The following is a 22,739-nucleotide window of genomic DNA, read 5'->3' as shown; positions in this document are numbered from 1 at the left end:
AACTCCCAACTCCTCACTTGTGACTTTTTCTTATTTCACCTTGGCGCGGAAGCGGATAAAACCGTAAACGTCTTTGGCTAAATTGGGTAAATCTGGGCTGCGGGTAATATTAACTACTACAGCGCCATTGCTATTAGTACCGCAGGATGATGGTGCTGACTCGTTAGCAGCGTAAAAACGTCCGCGATCGCCATCCTCTACATTGCTAAAGTAAACTGTAGGATTACTAGAATTAACTGCAAGGGCAATACCTCGATCTGCTCCTGATAAACCGCCATCACCAGGAGTATTACCATTAAATGCAGTGGGAATAAAAGTAGCATTGCTAGGAACTAAGTCGCAGAATTTAACGTTAGTAGCATCATTCGGCCCCTTGGAAAGAAAGTAGATAGTGTATTCCAACTCATCTCCTGGCTTCACAGTTCCAGCATTAATTAATCCCCGCAGATACCCAGCAGGCCATTTGTCATCGTTATCCTCAGAAGCATAGGGTTCTGGTACATAGTTGGCAGCATCATTCGGCACGTCGCTGCGACCATCTACAATGTCGGTTAAATCTTGATTATTGATGCGGGTGATGCGTTTCAATAACAACAGCTTTGCATTCACAGCATTAATAATGTTGAATGTAGCTGGTTCGCTTACACCAGGATAATAAGTCCATAAATCCAACCCTTTAGTATCTCCAAAAGAGCCGTTGCATGATGTCCCAGCGTTACCAGCGTTACCAGACTGACCAAATTTCCGGTTATCGCTGGCGGTGTCGAAACCGTTAATTGGGTCGCTCAAGGCTGGATTTGGTGGATTAATCCCACAGAGTACTTGACCAGTTGTACCAATTTGAGTACCACCGATTGTTTTATAACCGCGATCGTCATAAAATCCTCTGGTGTTGCCTATGGGATTACCGGCATTCAGCATTGTAATGGTAGGACCACCAGTAAAATTGTTTTCCGCGTCTAGCAAGGGAAAGTGATATTCACCTCCATAAGTTCTGACACGAACTTTGTAATTATTGCCAACCGGAAAATAATTGTCACTGTTATCTTTACCATCCCAATTAATTGCTTGCTGTCCCGTGGTAGGCATAATTCCTCGCAAAAGTCGGTTTTGCGAGTTAGTGGGATCAAAATTGCTGCCGTCTCGGCTGATAATGAGTTCGTAAGTGCCTGCAAGATTGCTGTCAAAGCTCAAAGTACCGCCTGTGCTGTAAGAACTGTTATTTCCTCCAGCTGTGCCGTTGAATTGTAAATTACTAACAACAGGAATAATTGGGCTAAGGGGAATACCAGTTCCCTCTAAAGTGCCATCGCGTTTGTAACGCTCAACGTATGGAAGCACGTTGGTGTCGATGGAGTTAAAAAAGGTAGCGTATTGCGGACGAGCCAAGCTAACACCACCTTGGGGATTTGCTAGCTGACTATCCGCCCCCAGTATGTCGTGGTACAAAGGCGATATCCCGTCGCTGTCAAAGAAGCCAGTTTGATTACCATAGAGAACAAATCCGTTAGGATCTGTACCCCTGAGTTCTACTTTATATCGGAAGCCATCTGTGGTTACTGGATAGACTGGGAAGTTGAGATATCGACCGTTACTACCAGTAAAAAGAGCGAGATAATAGCTGAATAAACGCCCATTCAAGTCAGTTGTTGAAGTTTGATCGCTACTGCGTACTGTTACATCCCAAGCTGCTACACTAGTTTTCTGTTGATCGTTAAAGTTGTTGATACTACTCAAATCAATTTCACCAGTAGGAGTGGCATTAGTAGAAGAGTTATCTCCATCAGGCCCGTAGAAAACGATATCATAAACTCCACTGGATGGAGCCTGGTAGTAGCAGGGAATATAGCCGTTGGGATTACCTCCGCCAGAAATAGCACGTGGGCCATTTAACTCCTGTTGGCGAGTTGAGATAAAGCCCCGCCCAGCTTGAGAAGTACACACAAAATCTGCTGTGCCGGGAACAGTTTCACTGCCAATACTTCCACTGACACGACCGGGGTTGTAAACGCGCACATTACCACTATTTACCCCAACTGCGCTGGAACCCAAAAGAATATACTCATCTTTGTTGGCATAGACTTTTAGTAAAGTTCGTCGCAGCACCAAACCGCCATAAGTATCAGTACGCCACTCTAGGTTAGCTCTACTACTGCCGACTGGAGCGGTACTGGGATAGAGGGTGCGGCTACCTTCAGCTTGAGCAGATTGTATGCCAAAATTCAGGTAGCACAGTAAGAGAACAAGGCCAGTTAGTAGTTTTTTATAACGGTTGAAATGCTTGTTATTGACCGCTAAAAGACATTTTAACAGTAGACTCATTTATGCTCTGCTAGCTCCTGATGTTAATTGAATGAGTGCGATGTCTGCGACAAGGCACTCTGTATCTAGGCAAAATTTAAAAAGCACTTAATAAAGAAGAATAAAAACTCTAATGCACTTAGGCGATGCCTGCTGTTAGGTTACCCAAGTTGTACGAAAATCTACCATCTTGATTTGCATTCGCTCTACAATTGTTAAATCGATAGAACTAGCCCTTCAAGAGTGTAGATGCGGTTTCTAACCACTGTTTTCTGTCGATTAAACCTTTGCGTTCCTTTGCGCCAACCTTTGCGATTGCTCTGCGTTTAAAGATACTACCTTTTTAAACGCAAAGGGACACAGAGTAAACGCAAAGTGACGCAGAGTTTTGCCAAATTCAATATTCAACTTGAGCGAAGCGATCGCAATTTATTTTTGAAGTAATTTCTATTTTTTAAAACTATAATCCCATAGTTAATTTTTATGCAAAAATCAACTTATAAATAAATTATCTCATCTTGTGGGGTGGACATCTTGTCCGCCCGTAGAAAAGGGCGGGCCAGACGCTAGTAAAAACATTGTAATGCTACGTCTCTACATGTATATTCATACCTTTTTCAATTTAATTTAAGTATGAAATATCACAGTTATTAAAGGTAGAAATGCTAGTAGAAAGCTATGCCAGGACTGCAATTGAGCTTCTGGGGTTGGTTCTGGTGGTACTAATAAAGCTTCTACTCTTTGTTCTAAGCGATCGCCTGCGCTAGAAGAACCCAATGCAGCACAGCAAATTTCTGATGATAGAGGGCTGCTACTAACCACCAACAGCAGTGACTCGGCTAGCACCAGAGGGTCTACCTGCAATGCTGCATAACTGTCGGCGCGGAGTTCGCGCAAAACTAACAGTTCTTGCCACAATGGTTCTGTATTGGGCAACCAGGCAGTGCAACAACGCACCCAACCCAGCCAGAAAAACCAGAATGTATCCCTATACTGGTAATGCCCTTGCTCGTGCGCTAAGACGCTTTCTAAATGATTTGGTGAAAGAGTTTGCAGTAATCCTTCGCTTACCACTAATTCAGGATGCCAAAAACCAATTTGTCCTGCAAACATCGCTTCAGTTTGCAGTAGTCTGGCTCGTTTTTCCCCCAAATTGACGCTAGGACAGTTGCGAGCAGATTCCACAGACTGCCAACCTTGGAAAGCAAGTCTAATGCATAAAATGGCAAAAATAGCTAAATAAATTAATGCCAGAAAATAACTGATTGAGCCTGTGTACATCCCGCCCATTTTTCCTTGAGGCCCCATGAACAAAACAGCGATCGCTGTCATAAAAATTAACAAGGGGGGGAAGAGAAACAAAAATAGCGATCGCTGCCACCGCAAACTCCAATTGCCTTGGGGTTCTCTCCAAGAGGATCTTAACCACCAAGCAACTGCCAAAGCAATCAAAATCATCATTAGATGCATCATTTTTCCTCCCTGGCTTGGCGTGCAGATTGTATGCGTTTGGCGATGGCTGCAATTTGTTCGCTGGCTGCTTCATCGAGACTATCCGCGAAGGCTGCAATCACATCTGGGTTACCCACCGCGAGAAATCGTTGTAACTGTTCGTGGGCTTTGATTACCTGTGATTGTTGTTTACTCAACAACGGCCGCCAATAAAATGCCCGTCCTTTTTTATCACAAGCTAGCCAACCTTTGTCGGTGAGGCGTCGCAGAACAGTAGTTACAGAAGTATAAGCTAATTCGCGGTTGGGATCGGCCAAAATGCGATCGTGGACATCTTTGACTGTGGCTGAACCAAGTTCCCAGATGATATTTAAAATTTCCGCTTCTAAGGGGCCTAAAGATAGTTGTTTAGGGCGGTAATCGGGTAAAGGTGCCATAGGTTTGAAGGGGAGTAGGGCATGGGGCATTGGGCATTGGAAAGCAGGAGGAGAATAACTCTTAACTCAGCACTCCGTCTTTGGCCAATGACTCTTAGCTGTCTTGTTTTAGATTACAAGATTGTGCAGCAAGTCTTAAAGTCTAAAAACATAAAAATGAGCTTTTTGAGCATTTTTAGGATTAGGGACTCTTAATATTTAGCTAAAAAGCTGTCCCCTTATGTCTTCATCTCCCCATGCCCCATGCCCCATGCCCCATGCCCCATGCCCCATACTCATTTATCTATCTAATGAGATACATTGTGTATTCTGATGCTAAAAAAGATTGTGTGAGCAATTGTAACTATAGTTAGTGACGCTAACTAGGTAGAATGTTATTTGTTTGCCGCACTAGTATAAAAGCAGGTGTATCCAGCGCGTGAAGCTATTTGTATACCATACTCCGGAATTAACTCCAACGGATAAAGCGCCAGAATGTGCGATCGCAGTCGATGTCTTGCGAGCCACTAGCACGATAGCGACTGTCTTGGCTGCTGGAGGCGAAGCTGTACAAGTATTCAGCGATTTAGATCAACTAATCGCAGTTAGTGAGCAATGGCCTCCTGAAAAACGTCTGCGGGCTGGAGAACGCGGTGGCGCTAAAGTAGCGGGCTTTGAGTTGGGTAACTCTCCCCTCGACTGCACCTCAGAATTGGTGCAGGGGCGTCGGTTATTTATCAGTACTACAAATGGCACTCGTGCTTTACAACGGGTACAAGACTCGCCAAATGTATTAGCCGCAGCCTTAATCAACCGAGCAGCAGTGGTGCAATTTCTTCTAGAAAAGCAACCACAGACAGTGTGGATTGTCGGCTCAGGTTGGGAAGGCAGTTTTTCTTTAGAGGATACAGTTTGTGCGGGTGCGATCGCTCATAGTGTTTTACAAAAAACCAAATTGTCACCAGAAGAATTAGCTGGTAACGATGAAGTTATTAGTGCGATCGCTCTTTATTCTCAATGGCAAGATAACTTATTAGGATTATTCCACCAAGCTAGTCACGGTCAACGTCTATTACGTCTTGAATGTCAAGAAGATTTAAAATATTGTTCCCAAACTGATGTTTTAGATGTCTTGCCAATACAACAAGAAATAGGAGTTTTAAAAAGGGGATAGGGCATAGGGCATTGGGCAAGCAGGAAGTGTGGGAGGTGTGGGAGGTGTGGGAGGTGTGGGAGGTGTGGGAGGTGTGGGAGGTGTGGGAGGTGTGGGAGGTGTGGGAGGAAAGGGAAGCATAAATTCTCTTTTTCCCCATCTCCCCACACTCCCCCCTCTCTCCCCTCTCTCCCCACACTTCCCCATCTCCCCAGTTCCCAGTTCCCAGTCAACAGCAGCCAAAATAAAGTTAAAACTTTTGTGGAGTAGTCATCACTAATGCAATCAGCAAACAAACTGCCACGATGGTTAAATATAGGATTGGCATTCCCCATTATTATTCTCAACGGCTGGCTGTTGCTCCAGGTTGTGCAGTATTTTCAACCTCTGGTGAGCATTATTGCCGCCGCTATTCTACTGGCTTTCGTTTTGGACTATCCAATTCAGTTTCTTCAGCAACAAGGGGTGAAACGGAACTTGGCGATCGTGGGAGTGTTACTTTTGACTGTGGTGATTATAGTGGGTTTAGGCATCACTTTGGTGCCACTGATTATAGAACAACTCAATGAATTAGCTAATATTTTGCCTAGTTGGATTGATTCTGGTACTCAGCAGTTACAAGCTTTTCAAGACTGGGCATTAAGTCAACAGCACCTACCTATTAATTTTAGTGCTTTGGTTAGCGAAATTTTAGAAAGATTATCTAATCAAATCCAGTCGTTCACGGGGAGAATTCTCGGTTTTGCTGTTGATACTATTGGTATTGTGCTCAACGTACTGCTGGCGGTGGTGCTGACTATATACCTCATATTAAACGGGGAGCGTCTTTGGGATGGAATTTTTCAATGGTTTCCTCCTAATATTGGCTCAAAAGTCCGGCAGTTACTCCGAGAGGATTTCCACAATTATTTTATCGGTCAGGCGACATTGGGTGCTGTGCTGGGAGTGACGATTATACTAGCATTTTGGATTTTGCAAGTTCCCTTGGCGCTACTTTTTGGCATTGGTATTGGCTTGTTTTCTTTGTTCCCTTTTGGTACAGGAATTGGTATCGCTATAGTTAGTCTTTTGGTAGCGTTACAAAACTTTTGGCTAGGAGTGGAAGTTTTAGGTGTAGCTGTTGCAATAGATCAAGTTAATTCTAATTTTATTGCACCCCGAATTCTCGGCAATTTAACTGGCTTAAATCCTGTCTGGGTAGTAATTTCTTTACTACTGGGGGCTAAATTAGGAGGCGTACTGGGTTTGTTAATTGCAATTCCTGTTGCCAGTTTCATCAAGGATGCTGCTGATAGTTGGCGTGCTGGTGAGTTAAATCAAATAGATGATATTGAGTTAAACTCTACAAAGGTTACAAATGAAACGGCAGGGACTTATAGTTAGCATTTAATTAATCATATTTGAGTTGTGAAATTAATTTTGGAGATAGGCAATAGTAAATATCAAGTAAGGTGCGTTAGGCTACAGCCGTAACGCACCGCCAGATAACTACATTAAAATATGCACCTAAAACAGACTCAAAAAATTTTATTTTTAAATTAAAAATAAACTCTTATATTAACTAAACACAGGAACTAAGTTCAACTGGAATTTTAATAATAAACTCAGTTCCTTTGCCAGAGGCAGAAATGCATTGTAGTTGACCACGATGTTTTTCTACAATGATTTGATAACTAATAGATAACCCTAATCCAGTTCCTTTACCAACTGGTTTAGTAGTAAAAAATGGGTCAAATAATCGCTTTTGTAAACTTTCTGGAATTCCAGAACCATTATCGGCAATGCGAATAATTACTTCCCTATCATCAATGAGTTCAGTGCGAATGCGAATTTCGGGTATGGGGCATTGGGCATTGGTTATTTTTCCCCATTCCCCACTCTCTATTACCTCTTCTACGGCATCAATAGCATTTGCCAAAATATTCATAAACACCTGATTTAGTAGACCAGGGTAACACTCGACTAAGGGAAGATTTGCATATTCTTTAATCAGGTTGATATTTTGAGCAATTTGATGATTTTTAAGACGACTTTGTAAGATTAACAAAGTACTTTCAATACCTTCATGGATGTCAACTAATTTTTTTTCAGATTCATCAAGACGGGAAAAATTTCGTAGGGAAAGAATTATTTCCTCGATTCGCTTTGTACCTATCTTCATAGAATTGAGAAGATTAGGAAGATCTCTAGTTAAAAAATCGAGTTCAATTTGAGCGATCGCAGTTTTAATTTCCCCTTCTGGTTCAGGGTAACATTGTTGGTACAATCTAATTAAACTCAGCAAATTCTCGCTATACTCAATCGCATGGACAAGATTACCAGCAATAAAGTTAACGGGGTTGTTAATTTCGTGGGCAATTCCAGCCACGAGTTGTCCCAAGGCAGCCATTTTTTCATTCTGAATTAATCTGGTATAGTTTTCTTGCAAATCGCGAAAGCCTGCTTTAGCAATTCTCGATTGTTCTTCTACCTGCTGTAATTGAACTAGCGTTAAAACGTGAATTTGAGAATATGCTAAAAGTAATTGATGGAAATCAACCAACCTATATTTTCCAGATGCAGTTTTAACTAAAATTGGTTCATAGGCTATTTGATGTGGTCGTTGCAAAGTTACTTCAGTGGCTTTGACAATGGACATATCCTCAGAAAGTATTAATATCTCTCTCTGAAAAAACTTGTAGAGAATTTTAATCGGTCTGAGAGAGAATAATGACAAACTATAGGGGTGGCTCATCTGCTCAAAGAATTTTCGCCGTGAAATCATCCCCACATATTGTTGATGGTTATTAAGAATAATTCCTGGTAGTAATGGCTCTTGCTTAAAAAGTGTAACTAAATCATTGCCTGGACGCTCTACTTCGATTTGAACCTGCCAAAAGGGTAACTCTTGTAAAGTTGACTCTAATTGCAAGTTTGGCTGATTAGCATTTTTTATGCCACTTGTAGCCATCATACTCTCAATACTAGACTGTTGAGGTAATATTTCTGGTAACATGGTGAACAAACATCTCGCTAATTTTTAACTTCATCAATTGTTACAAACTTATTTTTCCCAAATTGCTAACTAAAATTCACAGGCTAGATGCGGAAAAATCAAGTATGTCATAGTAGCGATTATTAGCTGTATTGTATTATTTATTACCACAAAAATATTACATTTACAGTAGGAGCAGAAAAAAGTTAAGCATAGGCCAAGCCCGCCGCAGGCATCGCTCTTTACCTGTAACATCAATTACATAAGAAAAGTATTACCAATCTCCTAAAAATTTTGTTCCTGAAAAGTAAAAATAAAAATGAAGTATGAGAGATTCACACTTCATTTATCTTTTGTTTAATTATAGGTTAATAAATGATTAAGCTGTCGCGTTTTTATGTTGGCTGTTGATGGTTGACAGCTAACCATCAACAGCCAACGACCCTCATGAATAACTGTGCAATTTAAAAGCGTAATACCTTATATTTTCTAACTCTGCGAAAATTAGGTTAAGCTTTAGCTTTAACCTTTTTGATGGATGTTCCTTTTACCTTTAATATTCCAACAAGACCACAAGCCAAGAGAACGCCACCTAAAGTTGTAGGCTCAGGTACTTTTTTATAAGAAACTTTACCAGAAAAAAGTTCAGTATTTGGAGAAGTGCTAGAAAGAACTGTAAAATTATCACCAACGATTTCGTAAGTGATGAAGTTTTCAGGATTGATATCGTTGAATGTATATTCTAATCCGACAAAAGATGTCTGCTCTATTGAATAGACAATGGGAAAATCTGGATAATTTAAATCGTCTTGTTCCGTGTAAATTGTCGATTCACCATCAAATTGAAAAGAGACTGAGTTAGCGATCGCTTCTGGAATATTATCATTACTAAAAGTAGAATCATCAAAACTAAAAAAGCCTTGTCCTTTCTTTGTAGGGCTATCAACGGTGAAAGCGTAATTAATAATTGCCGCAGATACAGATTTTAAATCTACGGTGGCTAAACCCAGAGCAAGACTACCAGCAAGCACTATTTGTGGAACAAATTTCATTTTTTCCTCAGGATAAACTTCTGCAAGCAATCTAGACATCAAGTTTAAAAATATTATTTTGGAGTAATGAGTTTAAATAAACTTTAATTTTAGGTAAAAATAATATTTAAATTGAATTAATATTAAATTTAATTATGAAAAATAAATATTTATTTATTAACCATTCGATAACTCAATCTTTACTTGTTGCCTGAGAAAGATATGGTAGACACTTATCGTGTAATGCTTCTTAGGCTTGATATTATTTAATATGCTAAACCGTCGTCAGTTTTTGCTACGTTCGGCTGTCACAGCAGGTGGAATTATCACCACAAATGTTGTATCAAAATCCCCAGTTTTTGGACAAGCACCTGCAATGATTACCTCTGATAAAATGCGTCCTAGTATACCTTATGGTGTAGCTAGCGGAGATATATCCAACGATGGCATTGTGATTTGGAGTAAGAGCGATCGCCCTGCCAAAATGATTGTAGAATATTCTACCAGCGAATCTTTTAAAAATGTGCAGCAAGTTGTGGGGCCAAATGCTTTAAAAGATAGTGACTTTACAGCGCGACTTTTTTTGAAGAATTTACCACCAGACCAACAAATATTTTATCGGGTAATTTTTCAAGATTTAAATTATAAAAATACCTATAGTGCAGCTGTTAAAGGTAGTTTCAAGACTCCCTCCAAATATGGTCGAGATATATTCTTTGTTTGGGGTGGTGACACCGCAGGTCAAGGATGGGGAATTAATCCTGATTTTGGTGGGATGAAAATTTACGAAACCATGCGCCAGCTTCAACCCGATTTCTTCATCCATTCTGGAGATAATGTTTATGTTGATGGCCCAATTCAAGCAGAAGTTATCTTAGACGACGGCACAACTTGGAAAAATATTACTACACCAGAAAAATCCAAAGTTGCAGAAACATTAACAGAATTTCGTGGTAATTATATCTACAATTTGCTTGACGATAATATTAAACGTTTCAACGCTGAAGTTCCCATTTTAGCACAGTGGGACGACCACGAAGTCACAAATAACTGGTATCCTGGAGAAGTTCTTTTAAGCGATAATCGCTATACAGTTAAAGATGTTAACTTGCTAGCCCAAAGAGGAAGGCAAGCATTTTTAGAATATATGCCTATTGGATCTGAAACAAACAATCCAGATAAAACCAGAATTTACCGTTCCTTCAATTATGGCCCATTATTAGACATTTTCATGCTCGATGAACGCACTTACCGGGGGCCCAATACTCCTAATAATCAATCGATACCAAGTAAAGAAACGCAATTTTTAAGCAGAACTCAAATACAGTGGTTAAAAAGACAATTACTATCATCAAAATCTACATGGAAAGTAATTGCTAGTGATATGCCTCTGGGATTGATAGTTAGAGATGGTAGCACAGATTTTGAAGCTTGGGCTAATGGAAACGGCCCAGCTTTAGGAAGAGAATTAGAACTTGCGGATTTACTACGATTTATTAAAAATAAAAATATCCAGAATGTTGTTTGGTTAACTGCTGATGTACATTATGCAGCAGCCCATTATTACAACCCAGCAAAAGCGCAGTTTACTGACTTTAAACCTTTTTGGGAATTCGTCGCCGGGCCTTTGAACTCTGGTACATTTGGCCCTAACGAATTGGAAAATACTTTTGGCCCAGAATTGAAATTTCAAAGCCTTCCTCCAGGTACAAAAGCAAATCGTCCCCCAAGTGAAGGTTTGCAATTCTTTGGAGGAGTTAAAATTAATGCCAATACAAAAGTGATGACAGTTTCATTGCGGAACTTAGCAGGGGAAACTGTTTACACAGTAGATTTGCCACCGGAAAAATAAATATTAAGAGTCAGAATTTAGAACCCCGGCTTCTTAAATAAGTCGGGGTTCTAACTTTTTACAAATGATTAAGTAATGCTATAAACCAGTTCTAAATCAGGAAGTGCAATCTTAGATACAGTCAACAGTCAAAATTCATTAATATTAAGTAAGGGTGATAAAAGAGAAGTCAGCGCTGGAAAACTTAGCTTGGTTAGACAAGCTTGTAAGATTGTTTAGATTAGCCAGGACGCTGATTGCTCCGCCGTCTCCTAAATCGCTAGAATATACTAGTCTTGAAATGCCAAGTGTAGAGTTGTAATAAACAAATAATCCTGCATCAGATGTAATCTTATTGTTATTAGCAATGCCTTTAGCAGCAGCAGCAGCATTTGGAAATGCATCAAGTAGAACTATTACATTGGGATTACCTGATATTTTAGAACTAACCCCTTCTTTATATTTGACGCGTTCCCCAAAACCAAGTCCGAGCTGCCCAGTTTCAAAGACGAAATTATCTACACCAATTTGGTAGTCGGTAATTTTATCTGGCTGATTCAACACCCTAATACCATTGGGGCTGCGTGGTGGGTAGCCGTTAGGAAAGAGGGGATCACCGTAGTCAAAACTATCTTTACCAGCTCCGCCTGTGAGTGTATCCACACCAAGACCACCACTTAAGAAATCATTGCCATTGCCACCTCTTACAATGTCATTGCCTGTCTGAGCAATGAGAATATCATCCCCATTTCTACCTTCAAGAATGTCATTACCCTTATCTCCATAGATTAAATCTCTACCCGCTTTGCCATCGATATAGTCATTTTTGACTGTACCAAACAAGGTATTATTGCCGTTATTTCCAATAATATTTGCCATACCTATCCTTGATTGAGGGTTGCGAATTTTTGTTGTGTGAACTGAATTTATCCTAGAGGTTTAGTAAAAGATAAACATCTGAAAAACGTCTCTAATCCCAGCACAACTAATTAGATAAATTCTTTTTGACTTTGGTTTTTCGCTAAGTAAATCTCTCTATATCTTTCGTCGTGGTTAAAAGTATCTACTACAACGAAAGTTATAAACCTATGAATTGCTGTGGTGTTAAAGATACAGTTAAGAGTATTAATTAAAGAAAGCTTTGCATCCGGCTAGTTCTATGAGTCTGTTACTTCCCATCCGCCCTAATCCTTTTCGCTTTCTGCTTTACACCGAATGGGTAATGCTCACTTGTTGCGGTTCACTCGCTGTCATTGAAGCTCTGGAAAATCGATGTATACCAGTTCAACACGTGCTGATTTTGGCCTTGCTTGGTTTAATGGGTTTGAGATTACCAAGCGGCCATTCCTGGATCAAAGTGTTATATACTGCGATCGCCATGATTTTAATTTTTAGCGGCACAGTATTGGGATATCTCCATATCTTACCCACGCTGTATTTAATTGTCGTGATTCGCAGTTGCTTTTTGTTTAGTTCGCGTGGGCGCTTAATTGTGGCAGGTTTGTGCTTTCTCCTATTTTTGGTGCATCAAGGACAGTATCTTCAAACCGTTGTCCAGATAGTGCCACCGGGACAACAACAGCGATTTTGGATGCATCAATTAGCTGAGATGCTGATGTTTGCATTGGGATTATTCTTGGTTTTGCAGTTGGTAAATATATTGCTAGTGGAGCAAAAGACGCGCAAACAACTGACTGTTGCCCACGAGCAACTGCAACAGTATGCTTTGCAAATTGAAGACCTCGCGGCCGTCCAAGAACGTAACCGCATCGCCCGCGAGATTCATGATTCTTTAGGTCATGCTTTGACAGCTCTCAACGTGCAAATCCAAACAGCAATTAGACTTTGGTCTGTTAACCCTGCCTCGGCTGAGTCATTTCTGAGTCAAGCTCAACGGCTAGGCGAAATGGCGATGAAGGAGGTACGCCAATCTGTGAGGGCGTTGCGCGAAGATGTACCAGACGAGCGACCATTAGAAGATGCGATCGCATCTTTGGTGGAAGATTTTCGTCAAGGCACTGGTTTGTCTCCCAGTACTAAAATCAACCTGGGAGTCATTGTACCACTGCCTGTGGTCAGAACCGTATACCGAATTGTTCAGGAAGCCTTGACTAATATTTGCAAATATGCACAAGCCACAGAAGTCAAAATAGAGATTGTTGCTACCAATGACAATATAAATCTGCGAGTCGAGGATAACGGTAGGGGATTCGATCTCAACGATAAAATTACTGGATTTGGAATCCAAGGAATGCAAGAACGAGTGGCGGCTTTAGAAGGTTACTTTCACTTGGAAACCCAGCCTGGTTGTGGTTGTAGAATAACAGTTGAATTGCCATTGCGATCGCCAGATACTTTAGACTGACACGGCGACAGGGGGACGCGGAGAATTTTTTGAGTAAGTGATTAGGTGGACATAAGATGAGGAGTGTTTAACGGTAAGTAAATATATCTAAAAAATAATCCGAAATTCTACTCGTCGCATTGGTAGATTAAATAATGTTTACCTAAGTAAAGTCGCACTTCACATGATTCGCTTGTTACTGGTGGACGATCAAAGTTTAATCTGTCAAGGTTTGAAAGCCATGCTAACGCTGGAACCAGATTTGCAAGTGGTAGGAACTGCTGATAACGGTGAAACAGCCATTGAGCAGGTAGCTGCTTTACAACCCGATGTAGTATTGATGGATGTACGGATGCCTGTGATGGATGGCAGAGAAGCCACACGGATTATCTGTCAGCAGTATCCAGAGACGAAAGTTTTAGTTTTAAGTACATTTGATGATGATAGGTATGTCGCTCAGTCCATTCGTGCGGGCGCGAGGGGCTATTTACTCAAAGATATGCCTTCCCAAGAGTTGGCACAGGCGATTCGGTTTGTGCATTCTGGATATACTCAACTAGGGCCAGGACTAATGGAAAAGTTGATGGCTAATATCCCACCAGAGCCTGTTAAATCCAAGCCAGAAAAGAAAGAATTAACTGAGTTAACCCCCCGCGAGCGAGATGTGTTGCGCTTGATTGGCCAAGGTTTGACTAATCGTGAAATCGCTCAAGAACTTTACATTGCCGAAGGGACGGTGAAAACTCATGTGACTCACCTTTTAAGCCGCCTCAATTTGCGTAATAGATCGCAAATGGCGATTTATGCTAACTCTGTTTGTACATCTTAAATTTTTTGGATAATTAAAAGCTCTTGTTAGTGGCGATTATATTAAAAGGAGAAACGGTGAGCAATAGCCACTTATAAGAGCTAAATTTAAGTAAGTAGAGTTTTGGAGTTGATCGTGCTTAAGCAACTCATTCTTGAAAATTGGAAAAGTTTCCGTTATGCGGAGCTTCCACTCGATCCTTTGACAGTTCTGATTGGAACAAATGCAAGTGGTAAATCTAATGTGGTTGAAGCTTTAGAATTTTTACAACGAATTGCTAAAGGTGAAAATATTGAAGCAGCTTTAGCAGGAAATAAAACACTTCCATCTATTCGCGGTGGTGTAGAATGGGCCGCACTTAAACCGGAAACTGAGTTTACATTAAAATTTATAGTTCAAGGTGATGAAGAAAATACAGATTATTTATATTCAATAGAAATAGAAACACAACCTTTCGTAAGAACCGAAAAAGAATTCATACAAATAATAGATACACAATCTGAAAGTTCAAATATATTAAGTGAATTTTTAATCCTAGACAAAGATAGTTTTCTACCGATTAGAAGTGCATTGAACTCAATACCAGGAAGTGGTAGGGCAACAATAAAAGGGAGAGATGAAATTCGTAAAAGATTTAATTTAAAAAGTGCTAACGATCTTTCTGAGAAAATTCGACAAATTACTTATTTAGTTATTAGCTCACTAGACAAGATTTTTGTTTTAAACCCCATACCTTCTACAATGAGATCGTATTCACTAATATCTGACACTTTAGAAAGCGATGCTTCAAATATTGCAGGTGTCCTAGCAGGGTTATTACCAGATGAACGAAAAAATCAAGTAGAATCAACTCTATCTCATTACCTCAAATATTTACCCGAAGGCGATATTCAAAAAGTATGGGCAGAAAAAGTGGGTAGATTTGGCACTGATGCCATGCTTTACTGTCAAGAAGAATGGAAACCTGGCCATATTACAGAGATTGATGCTAGAAGCATGTCAGATGGAACTTTACGTTTTATAGCAATTCTCACAGCACTACTTACGCGACCAGAAGGTAGTCAACTAGTAATTGAAGAAATAGATAATGGCCTTCATCCCTCGCGTGCAGAATTACTAGTCAGAATCTTACGAGAAATTGGCAGTAAAAGAAAAATTGATATTTTACTTACTACCCATAACCCAGCTTTGCTGGATGCTTTAGGGCCAGAAATAGTTCCTTTTGTGGTTGTCGCACACCGCGATAAAGAAACTGGAGAAAGCAAACTTACTATTTTAGAAGATATTGATAATTTTTCTAAGTTGTTCGCATCATATTCTTTGGGTGATATGACAACTAAGGGCGCGATTGAAAGAAGCCTTTCTCGAAATGAATAGTTAATAATATGAGAAAGGTGTTACTCATTGATACATCACTTTTATGCGTTTGGTTACAAGTTCCAGGTAGAGAAATTGCTGGTAATAATGATTGGGATTATCAGCGTGTAAATCAGAAAATTGAGGCAGAAATCGCCAAATCAACAACGCTGGTACTACCTTTAGCTACTGTTATAGAAACGGGTAATCACATTGCACAGGCTAAAACAGCAAATTCAGAAAGTAAACGTATAGCAGCTCAAAAATTTGCCGAAATCATAACTTATGCAGCTGATGAAACCTCACCTTGGGCTAAGTTCCGCGAACAAATCGTTCTTTGGGAAGAAGATGAATTGAAAAAGTTAGCCGCTAAATTCCCCAATCAAGCTGTAGAAAAGACTTCTATGGGTGATGCTAGTATTGTCATCTTAGGCTGGCACTATCACCAAAAAGGTTTCCATGTAGAGTTTCTGACTGATGATGACAAGCTAAAATCTCAAGAACCACCTTCGCCACAACCACCTACACGCCGAAGCAGTCGAACAAAAGGATAAAATATTTTTGAGCGATCGCCCTTTGCTTCTAACATCACGTTATCATCGGATATTGTGGCATTTCCGTGCGTAACTCGATAGCATCTATGACGGCCTCTCACTCTGAAACTCCATCTACCAAGCCTGATGCAAGTACTTTTATTTCTGACCATCGACAGGTAGACCGCAGTAAGCTAAGTCAAATGTACCTGCACTATGTCGAGACGAAGGATAAATATCCTCACGCGATGTTGCTGTATCGAGTGGGCGATTTCTTTGAATGCTATTTCCAAGATGCTGTAAAATTAGCGCAAGAATTAGAATTAGTCCTCACTAGCAAGCAGGCTGGAGAACAAGGACGGGTAGCCATGTCTGGCGTTCCGCATCACGCTTGGGAACGCTACGCGACGATGCTAGTGGAAAAAGGCTATGCAGTGGTAATTTGCGACCAAGTGGAAGATGCAGCAGAAGCTACTGGGAGACTGGTACGGCGGGAGGTAACGCGCGTCCTCACTCCTGGCACTTTGCTGCAAGAGGGAATGCTCAAATCAAGTCGCAATAATTACTTGGCAGCAGTGGTAATTGCCGCAAATCATTGGGGCTTAGCTTATGCAGACATCTCTACAGGAGAATTCCTCACCGCCCAAGGCAGCGATTTAGAACATCTGACACAAGAATTAATGCGCTTGCAACCTTCAGAGGTGCTGGTGCCTACAAATGCGCCTGATTTGGGTAGTTTGCTGCGTCCGGGGGAAACTTCGCCACATTTGCCGGAGTGTTTGCCGCCAGCATTTTGTTATAGTTTGCGATCGCAATTTCCATTTTCCCAAGGCGAAGCTAGACCTAGATTATTGCAGAAATTTAAACTGCGATCGCTTGAAGGACTCGGTTGCGACCATCTCCCCCTCGCCGTTCGTGCGGCTGGCGGTCTTCTAGAATACCTGGAAGATACCCAAAAAGAAAACCCAGTCTCCCTACAAAGACTGCGTACTTACACTGTTACTGACTATTTAATTGTAGATAGTCAAACTCGCCGTAACCTAGAAATTACTCAAACTGTCCGCGATGGCACATATCACGGTTCCCTACTCTGGGCATTAGATAGAACGAGTACAGCGATGGGTGGGCGTGCTTTACGGCGGTGGTTATTGCAACCATTAATCGATATTAAAGGCATTCGCGCGCGACAAGATACCATCGAAGAATTGATGGAAAATACACCCCTACGTCAGGATTTGCGACAGTTGTTACGGCAAATTTATGACTTGGAACGGCTAACGGGAAGGGCGGGTTCTGGTACTGCTAACGCTAGAGATTTAGCAGCTTTGGCAGATTCACTTTCACGGTTACCCGAATTATCCCACTTAGTTGCTGATACGCGATCGCCATTCTTGAAAGCTTTGCAAAAAGTACCGTCAATTTTGGAAGAATTGGCACAAAAATTACACGCACATCTGGTAGAGTCGCCACCAATACATATAAAAGAAGGCGGATTGATTCGTCCTGGCGTGAATTCCCTATTGGATGACCGGAAAGCAACTGTAGAAGCAGACCAGCAATGGATTGCTAATTTGGAAGTTGACGAAAGAGCAAAGACAGGAATTCCCACATTAAAGGTAGGATTTAACAAAACCTTTGGTTACTATATCAGTATTTCCCGCGCCAAAGCCGACCAAGTACCCGCCAATTATATCCGCAAGCAAACCCTGACCAACGAGGAACGCTACATCACCCCAGACTTGAAGGAAAGGGAAGCCCGAATTCTCACAGCGCGGGATGATTTAAATCAATTGGAATATGAGATTTTTACGGCATTGCGGGAAGAAGTAGCAGAACAAGCGGAAGTAATTCGTAATCTTTCCCGTGCAGTAGCGGCCGCAGATGTGTTGTGTGGTTTAGCTGAATTAGCGGTGCAGCAAGGTTACTGTCGTCCAGAAATGTTGCCAGGAAGGGAAATCAACATTGTTGATGGTCGTCATCCAGTGGTGGAACAGTCTTTACCTGCGGGGTTCTTCGTGCCGAATTCGACGCAATTGGGAAGAGACGAAGAAGCGGAGAGTGAAAATGTCTCTGCGTCCTCTTCACCCACTCCCGATTTAATCATTCTCACCGGGCCAAACGCCAGCGGCAAAAGTTGTTATTTGCGTCAAGTGGGATTGATTCAGTTAATGGCGCAAATTGGGAGTTTTGTACCAGCTAGATTTGCTAGGTTGGGAATATGCGATCGCATTTTCACTCGTGTCGGTGCAGTAGATGATTTAGCAACTGGTCAATCGACATTTATGGTGGAAATGAATGAAACCGCAAATATTCTCAATCATGCCACATCTCGATCATTAGTTTTATTAGATGAAATTGGTCGGGGAACGGCAACATTTGATGGTCTTTCCATTGCTTGGGCGGTGGCAGAATATATAGCAGTGGAAATTCGGGCGCGAACGATTTTTGCCACTCATTACCATGAATTAAATGAACTAGCTAGCATTTTGCCGAATGTAGCTAACTATCAAGTGACAGTGAAAGAATTACCCGACCAAATTATCTTTTTGCACCAAGTCCAACCAGGAGGCGCAGATAAATCCTACGGAATTGAAGCGGGAAGATTGGCGGGTTTACCTGCGGTAGTAATTCAACGAGCAAAACAAGTAATGGGACAAATTGAAAAACATAGTAAGATTGCGATGGGTTTACAAAATTTGGATGTTGATTAACTAGTGATTTGTCCACCTGACAAAATAATTAATTCAGCTATCAACGTTGTCATAGCATTTTTTTGTGAGGCTGCGCTAAATTCTTTTGACTTCTTATATCATGTCCGCTTGATTGCTTATTAAACACGAAGAACCCAAAAGAGCCAAAGCTACGCTTTGTCTCCCCTCCCCGCTTGCGGCTACCGTGTACATACAAGTCTTTTAGAGTTGTTGTGTAAGACACAGAAGCTTAATTTTTGCTTTTCGATGCAACAAAGGTGCAGGGCGATGCAACTAAGGTGCAGGGCGATGCAATAAAGGTGCAAGGCGATGCAACAAAGGTGCAGGGCAATGCAACAAAGGTGCAAGGCGATGCAACAAAGGTGCAGGGCAATGCAACAAAGGTGCAAGGCGATGCAACAAAGGTGCAGGGCAATGCAACAAAGGTGCAGGGCAATGCAACAAAGGTGCAAGGCAATGCAACTAATACCATTTCACTAAAATCCTGATACAAATTCTTTCCCCTCTGCTCCCCTGCTCCCCCGGTTACTGAGCGCAGCGCCGCCCTGAGCCTGTCGAAGGGTCGAAGTATGCTCCCCTGCTTGCCTAAATGTATCAAATTTAAAGTGAAACGGTATTAGTGATGGCACACTAATTTCGATTAAACAACCACAAAATTATTGTTGGTTAATGACAATCCAGTAGATAATTGTGCAAGTTTTATCTGAGTAAACCCAGATGCACTACCGTCGCGATCGAAGAACAACGCACCTGTAATGTCGTTGTAGATAAATCGTGCAGTGTTAGTAGTTGCAGATGTTCCGATGGTCAACTGATTTGCTTGCAGTGAAGGTATTGACAACCCGCCACCAAAACCAACAGCCGATACCTGAATCACATCATTAGTCGTGCTGAAGTCGTAAATAGTATCAACAATAGTATCAACGCCATCATTGACACTATTGAAAACAAAGGTATCATTACCACCACCTCCATAAAGGGTGTCGTCACCGTTCCCACCTGTGAGGATGTCATTGCCATTGCCACCTTTGAGGGTGTTATTTCCTGAGGCAACAAAGGCACTAAGAGTATCATTACCATCGCCACCATCAAGTAGATTATCGCCTGATGAATAGTCTACATCTATGATGTCGTCGCCAGACCCACCATTGAGGGTGTTATTTCCGGAAGCAGTAATGCCTGCGTCGTCTAACAAGAATTCTTCAAAGGAGGCACTAAGAGAATCATTGCCATCGCCACCATTGAGTAGATTATTGCCTAATGCATAGTCTACATCTATGATGTCATCGCCAGCCCCACCATTGAGGGTGTTATTTCCTGAGGAAGCAATGCCTCCGGAGAAGAAGAATAATTCGCTAGAGGAGGCACTAAGAGAATCATTGCCATCGCCACCATTGAGTAGATTATCGCCTAATGCATAGTCTACACTTATGATGTCGTCGCCAGCACCACCATTGAGGGTGTTATTTCCTGAGGAATAAATGCCTCCGTAATAGTAGATGTATTCGCTAGAGGAGGCACTAAGAGAATCATTGCCATCGCCACCATTGAGTAGATTATCGCCTAACGAATAGTTAGCACGTAAGTCATCGTTACCAGCGCCACCGTTGAGGGTATTATTGCCAGAAACGGCAAAGGAAGGGTATTCAATTCCAAAGGAGCCAGAGGCACTAAGAGAATCATTGCCATCGCCACCATTGAGTAGATTATTGCCTGTTGAATAATCAGCATACAAGGAATCGTTACCAGCACCACCGTTGAGAGTATTATTACCAGACCCATAGCCAGCCAAATCGTATCCGCTGAATCGGCCAGAGGCGCTAAGAGAATCATTGCCACTGCCACCATTGAGTAGGTTATCGCCCGTTAGATACACAGCATCCAAGGTATCGTTACCACTTCCACCAATAAGGGTATTATTTCCCGCATTGCCCCTTAAAAGGTCGTTGCCACTCTTACCATCAATGATGTCATTACCCCCCTGACCATTAATCACATCATCTGAGTTGTCAAAGCCGTTGACATTGTTGTTCAGGTCATTGAGGAAGGTAACTGTGTTTTTTTTGAAAACCTTGCTTTGGGTGGAGTTGGCATCGAAGACATCAAAGCTGTCTGTAATGCTAGTTTGCCCGTCAAACAGGATATTGCCGACCTGAGCGAGATTATCTAGGTTTTCTAGGGCAAAGTTTTGCAGGATGACTTTGGAAACAAACGTCTTTTCAAAAGTTATTTCTAAGTTGTTACCATTTTGATTTAATAGCAGGTTTCTCGGAGTGAAAATACTGTAACCTGTATCAAATTGCAAGGTATCCAAGGAGGCCAGGGTTGCAGCTAATGGGTTTGAGCCTTTACCAATGCCACCAAAATCAGTGATGGTAATGGCACCAGTGCGGTCGAAGTCTAACTTGACAACAAATTTATCCTTGCCGCCGCCACCAGTTATGAAAGTATTCTCAAGAGAATAGGGAGCAGCAAAATAACTATAGAACGTGTCATTCCCATTGCCACCGTTCAAGGTGTCCCCAGTATCACCAAAGAGAGTATCATTGCCATCACCCCCAAAGAGTAAGTTATTGTCTTTAATATAGGAACTGTTGAAAATGTCAAAAATATAGTTACCAATGAGGGTGTCATTTCCTGCACCACCAATGAGAGTATCATTCCCCTCAGCACCCCTCAAAAGGTCGTTGCCACTCTTGCCATCGATGATGTCATTACCTCCTTGACCATTGATGACATCATCTGAGTTGTCAAAGCCGTTGACATTATTGTTTAGGTCATTGAGGAACGTGACCGTATTCTTTTTGAAGATAGTGGTTTGGGTAGAGTTGGCATTGAAGACATCAAAGCTATCAGTAATCTTAGTTTGCCCATCAAAGAGGATATTTCCGGCGTTTACCGTGGCTCCAGTAGATTTAGTGAGGTTATCTAGGTTTTCCAAGGCAAAGTTATTCAGAGTGATGGTTGTGATGAAAGAGTTGCTTTCAAACTTGATTTCCAAATTTGTGCCATTCTGAGTCAGGAGCATATTTTGGGCAGTCAAGTCACCACCAACGAATTTGATGATATCGGCTTCGGCAACCACATCTGCTGAAGGATTTGTGCCTTTACCGACTCCACCAAAATCAGTTATGGTATCTCTTTGGTAAATTCTGAAGCCATCTGTGTTGTCAATTTGGTTGAAAACAAATATATCTTGGCCACCACCACCAGTTAAAATGTCGCTATCTTCTGCGCCTGTGATGATATCGTTCCCCCCTAGACCGTTAATGGTGTCGGTGTATTGGGTGCCTACTAACGTATCATCACTTATGGTTCCAATGATATTTGCCATAACTTTTACCTACCTTAATGGATTTTTTCAGGAACTTCAGTTTTCAATTTGCTGTTTGTGCTTTCGGGCACAAAAATTCGCTTAAATTTGACCAAAAAAAGGCAGAGGGCAGGAGGCAGGACGCAGGAGGAAAAAATTTATTTTCCCTCTGCCAAAAGGGTCACAAGCCCCTAAATTTATTTATGAATAAAAGTCAAAAAATACAGCGTCCTTTTAAATCCCCTAAATTTATTTATGGGGATTCCCTTCTGCCTCCTTAAGTTTTTGGAATATTGTGTAGGTCAATTTTGATACAAAACAATCTTCATCGGATATTCACCTTTCAGGTGACTTTTACGCCGCACTTGTCCAACAATCTGAGATTATCTAAGTCTTAAGCACTATACAAATTAATCAATGTGTGTATTGAATACAAAGGCTCATTTCGGGTTTTTTAAGCATATATGTTCGCTAGAAATCAATAACAAACATTAAAAGACAAGCCTTAATGCCTAA

General features: G+C 41.4%; 16 protein-coding genes and 1 pseudogene. 10 read left to right on the top strand and 7 right to left on the bottom strand.

Annotated elements, in window-relative coordinates:
* Positions 1-30 precede the first annotated feature (30 nt).
* From H6H03_RS23580 to H6H03_RS23570, 3 genes are all read right to left on the bottom strand, one after another.
* Positions 31-2,322: a DUF11 domain-containing protein gene (locus H6H03_RS23580; protein WP_190957493.1), complete on the bottom strand. Its 2,292-nt coding sequence runs from the start codon at positions 2,320-2,322 to the stop codon at positions 31-33.
* 606 nt (positions 2,323-2,928) lie between these two features.
* Positions 2,929-3,771, bottom strand: a complete 843-nt coding sequence (locus tag H6H03_RS23575; RefSeq protein WP_190957557.1) for a M56 family metallopeptidase — start codon at positions 3,769-3,771, stop codon at positions 2,929-2,931.
* Positions 3,771-4,190, bottom strand: coding sequence for a BlaI/MecI/CopY family transcriptional regulator (locus H6H03_RS23570; RefSeq protein WP_096537646.1), 420 nt, complete (start codon positions 4,188-4,190; stop codon positions 3,771-3,773). Before H6H03_RS23570 ends, H6H03_RS23575 begins: the two co-directional genes overlap by 1 nt.
* A gap of 418 nt (positions 4,191-4,608) precedes the next feature.
* Between H6H03_RS23570 and H6H03_RS23565 the strand changes: the two genes are divergently transcribed.
* Genes H6H03_RS23565 through H6H03_RS23555 form a run of 3 tightly spaced genes read left to right on the top strand, consistent with a single transcriptional unit; the run spans position 4,609 to position 6,705 of the window.
* Positions 4,609-5,343, top strand: a complete 735-nt coding sequence (locus H6H03_RS23565) for a 2-phosphosulfolactate phosphatase family protein (RefSeq protein ID WP_190957492.1) — start codon at positions 4,609-4,611, stop codon at positions 5,341-5,343.
* Positions 5,344-5,371: 28 nt separating this feature from the next.
* Positions 5,372-5,602: a hypothetical protein gene (locus tag H6H03_RS23560; protein WP_242057961.1), complete on the top strand. Its 231-nt coding sequence runs from the start codon at positions 5,372-5,374 to the stop codon at positions 5,600-5,602.
* The gene (locus H6H03_RS23555; RefSeq protein ID WP_190957491.1) at positions 5,602-6,705 is read left to right on the top strand and encodes an AI-2E family transporter; all 1,104 of its coding nucleotides are present in this window, start codon (positions 5,602-5,604) and stop codon (positions 6,703-6,705) included. Before H6H03_RS23560 ends, H6H03_RS23555 begins: the two co-directional genes overlap by 1 nt.
* Positions 6,706-6,883: 178 nt before the next feature.
* On the opposite strand, the gene H6H03_RS23550 is transcribed toward H6H03_RS23555, so the two are convergent.
* Together H6H03_RS23550 and H6H03_RS23545 are read right to left on the bottom strand one after the other, a co-directional pair.
* Positions 6,884-8,275, bottom strand: coding sequence for a sensor histidine kinase (locus H6H03_RS23550; RefSeq protein ID WP_190957555.1), 1,392 nt, complete (start codon positions 8,273-8,275; stop codon positions 6,884-6,886).
* Positions 8,276-8,805: 530 nt separating this feature from the next.
* A complete protein-coding gene (locus H6H03_RS23545) occupies positions 8,806-9,348 on the bottom strand; it encodes a PEP-CTERM sorting domain-containing protein (RefSeq protein ID WP_190957490.1) in 543 nt (180 codons plus the stop codon).
* A gap of 250 nt (positions 9,349-9,598) precedes the next feature.
* On the opposite strand from H6H03_RS23545, the gene H6H03_RS23540 reads away from it, so the two are divergent.
* Positions 9,599-11,179 (top strand): alkaline phosphatase D family protein, encoded by a 1,581-nt coding sequence (locus H6H03_RS23540; protein WP_190957489.1) that lies wholly within the window; start codon positions 9,599-9,601, stop codon positions 11,177-11,179.
* Between the two features lie 144 nt (positions 11,180-11,323).
* Here the strand turns inward: H6H03_RS23540 and H6H03_RS41425 are convergent, their stop codons facing one another.
* Entirely contained in the window at positions 11,324-12,037 is a 714-nt protein-coding gene (locus H6H03_RS41425; RefSeq protein WP_190957488.1) for a hypothetical protein, read from the bottom strand.
* A gap of 280 nt (positions 12,038-12,317) precedes the next feature.
* Here H6H03_RS41425 and H6H03_RS23530 point away from each other — a divergent pair, with 280 nt between their 5' ends.
* The 6 genes from H6H03_RS23530 (at position 12,318) to H6H03_RS23505 (ending at position 19,398) form a co-directional block, all read left to right on the top strand.
* Positions 12,318-13,523, top strand: a complete 1,206-nt coding sequence (locus H6H03_RS23530; RefSeq protein ID WP_190957487.1) for a sensor histidine kinase — start codon at positions 12,318-12,320, stop codon at positions 13,521-13,523.
* Positions 13,524-13,686: 163 nt separating this feature from the next.
* Positions 13,687-14,331 carry a response regulator gene (locus H6H03_RS23525; protein WP_190957486.1) on the top strand — a complete coding sequence of 215 codons (645 nt, stop codon included), beginning with the start codon at positions 13,687-13,689 and terminating at the stop codon, positions 14,329-14,331.
* 114 nt (positions 14,332-14,445) lie between these two features.
* The gene (locus H6H03_RS23520; protein ID WP_190957485.1) at positions 14,446-15,687 is read left to right on the top strand and encodes an AAA family ATPase; all 1,242 of its coding nucleotides are present in this window, start codon (positions 14,446-14,448) and stop codon (positions 15,685-15,687) included.
* Between the two features lie 8 nt (positions 15,688-15,695).
* Complete coding sequence (locus tag H6H03_RS23515) at positions 15,696-16,220, top strand: hypothetical protein (RefSeq protein ID WP_190957484.1); 525 nt, start codon at positions 15,696-15,698, stop codon at positions 16,218-16,220.
* An 86-nt stretch (positions 16,221-16,306) separates the two neighbouring features.
* Positions 16,307-18,910: a DNA mismatch repair protein MutS gene (gene mutS, locus H6H03_RS23510; protein ID WP_190957483.1), complete on the top strand. Its 2,604-nt coding sequence runs from the start codon at positions 16,307-16,309 to the stop codon at positions 18,908-18,910.
* 236 nt (positions 18,911-19,146) lie between these two features.
* The gene (locus tag H6H03_RS23505; protein ID WP_190957482.1) at positions 19,147-19,398 is read left to right on the top strand and encodes a hypothetical protein; all 252 of its coding nucleotides are present in this window, start codon (positions 19,147-19,149) and stop codon (positions 19,396-19,398) included.
* Positions 19,399-19,550: 152 nt separating this feature from the next.
* Here H6H03_RS23505 and H6H03_RS23500 read toward each other — a convergent pair.
* Positions 19,551-22,244 (bottom strand): annotated as a pseudogene (locus H6H03_RS23500) (beta strand repeat-containing protein); the annotation flags it as partial.
* Positions 22,245-22,739: the final 495 nt, after the last annotated feature.

It is taken from the genome of Nostoc paludosum FACHB-159, assembly GCF_014698835.1.
Classification (GTDB): Bacteria; Cyanobacteriota; Cyanobacteriia; order Cyanobacteriales; family Nostocaceae; genus Nostoc; species Nostoc paludosum.
Note: the sequence above shows the minus strand (reverse complement) of the source record. Positions and strands in the feature narration are given on the sequence as shown.

Bases quoted from the DNA above. Each gene is read 5' to 3' on its own strand.
- H6H03_RS23570 (WP_096537646.1), bottom strand. From the start codon at position 4,190: ATGGCACCTTTACCCGATTACCGCCCTAAACAACTATCTTTAGGCCCC.
- H6H03_RS23530 (WP_190957487.1), top strand. From the start codon at position 12,318: ATGAGTCTGTTACTTCCCATCCGCCCTAATCCTTTTCGCTTTCTGCTT.
- H6H03_RS23540 (WP_190957489.1), top strand. From the start codon at position 9,599: ATGCTAAACCGTCGTCAGTTTTTGCTACGTTCGGCTGTCACAGCAGGT.
- H6H03_RS23525 (WP_190957486.1), top strand. From the start codon at position 13,687: ATGATTCGCTTGTTACTGGTGGACGATCAAAGTTTAATCTGTCAAGGT.
- H6H03_RS23545 (WP_190957490.1), bottom strand. From the start codon at position 9,348: ATGAAATTTGTTCCACAAATAGTGCTTGCTGGTAGTCTTGCTCTGGGT.
- mutS (WP_190957483.1), top strand. From the start codon at position 16,307: ATGACGGCCTCTCACTCTGAAACTCCATCTACCAAGCCTGATGCAAGT.
- H6H03_RS23580 (WP_190957493.1), bottom strand. From the start codon at position 2,322: ATGAGTCTACTGTTAAAATGTCTTTTAGCGGTCAATAACAAGCATTTC.
- H6H03_RS23550 (WP_190957555.1), bottom strand. From the start codon at position 8,275: ATGATGGCTACAAGTGGCATAAAAAATGCTAATCAGCCAAACTTGCAA.
- H6H03_RS23575 (WP_190957557.1), bottom strand. From the start codon at position 3,771: ATGCATCTAATGATGATTTTGATTGCTTTGGCAGTTGCTTGGTGGTTA.
- H6H03_RS23515 (WP_190957484.1), top strand. From the start codon at position 15,696: ATGAGAAAGGTGTTACTCATTGATACATCACTTTTATGCGTTTGGTTA.
- H6H03_RS23555 (WP_190957491.1), top strand. From the start codon at position 5,602: ATGCAATCAGCAAACAAACTGCCACGATGGTTAAATATAGGATTGGCA.
- H6H03_RS41425 (WP_190957488.1), bottom strand. From the start codon at position 12,037: ATGGCAAATATTATTGGAAATAACGGCAATAATACCTTGTTTGGTACA.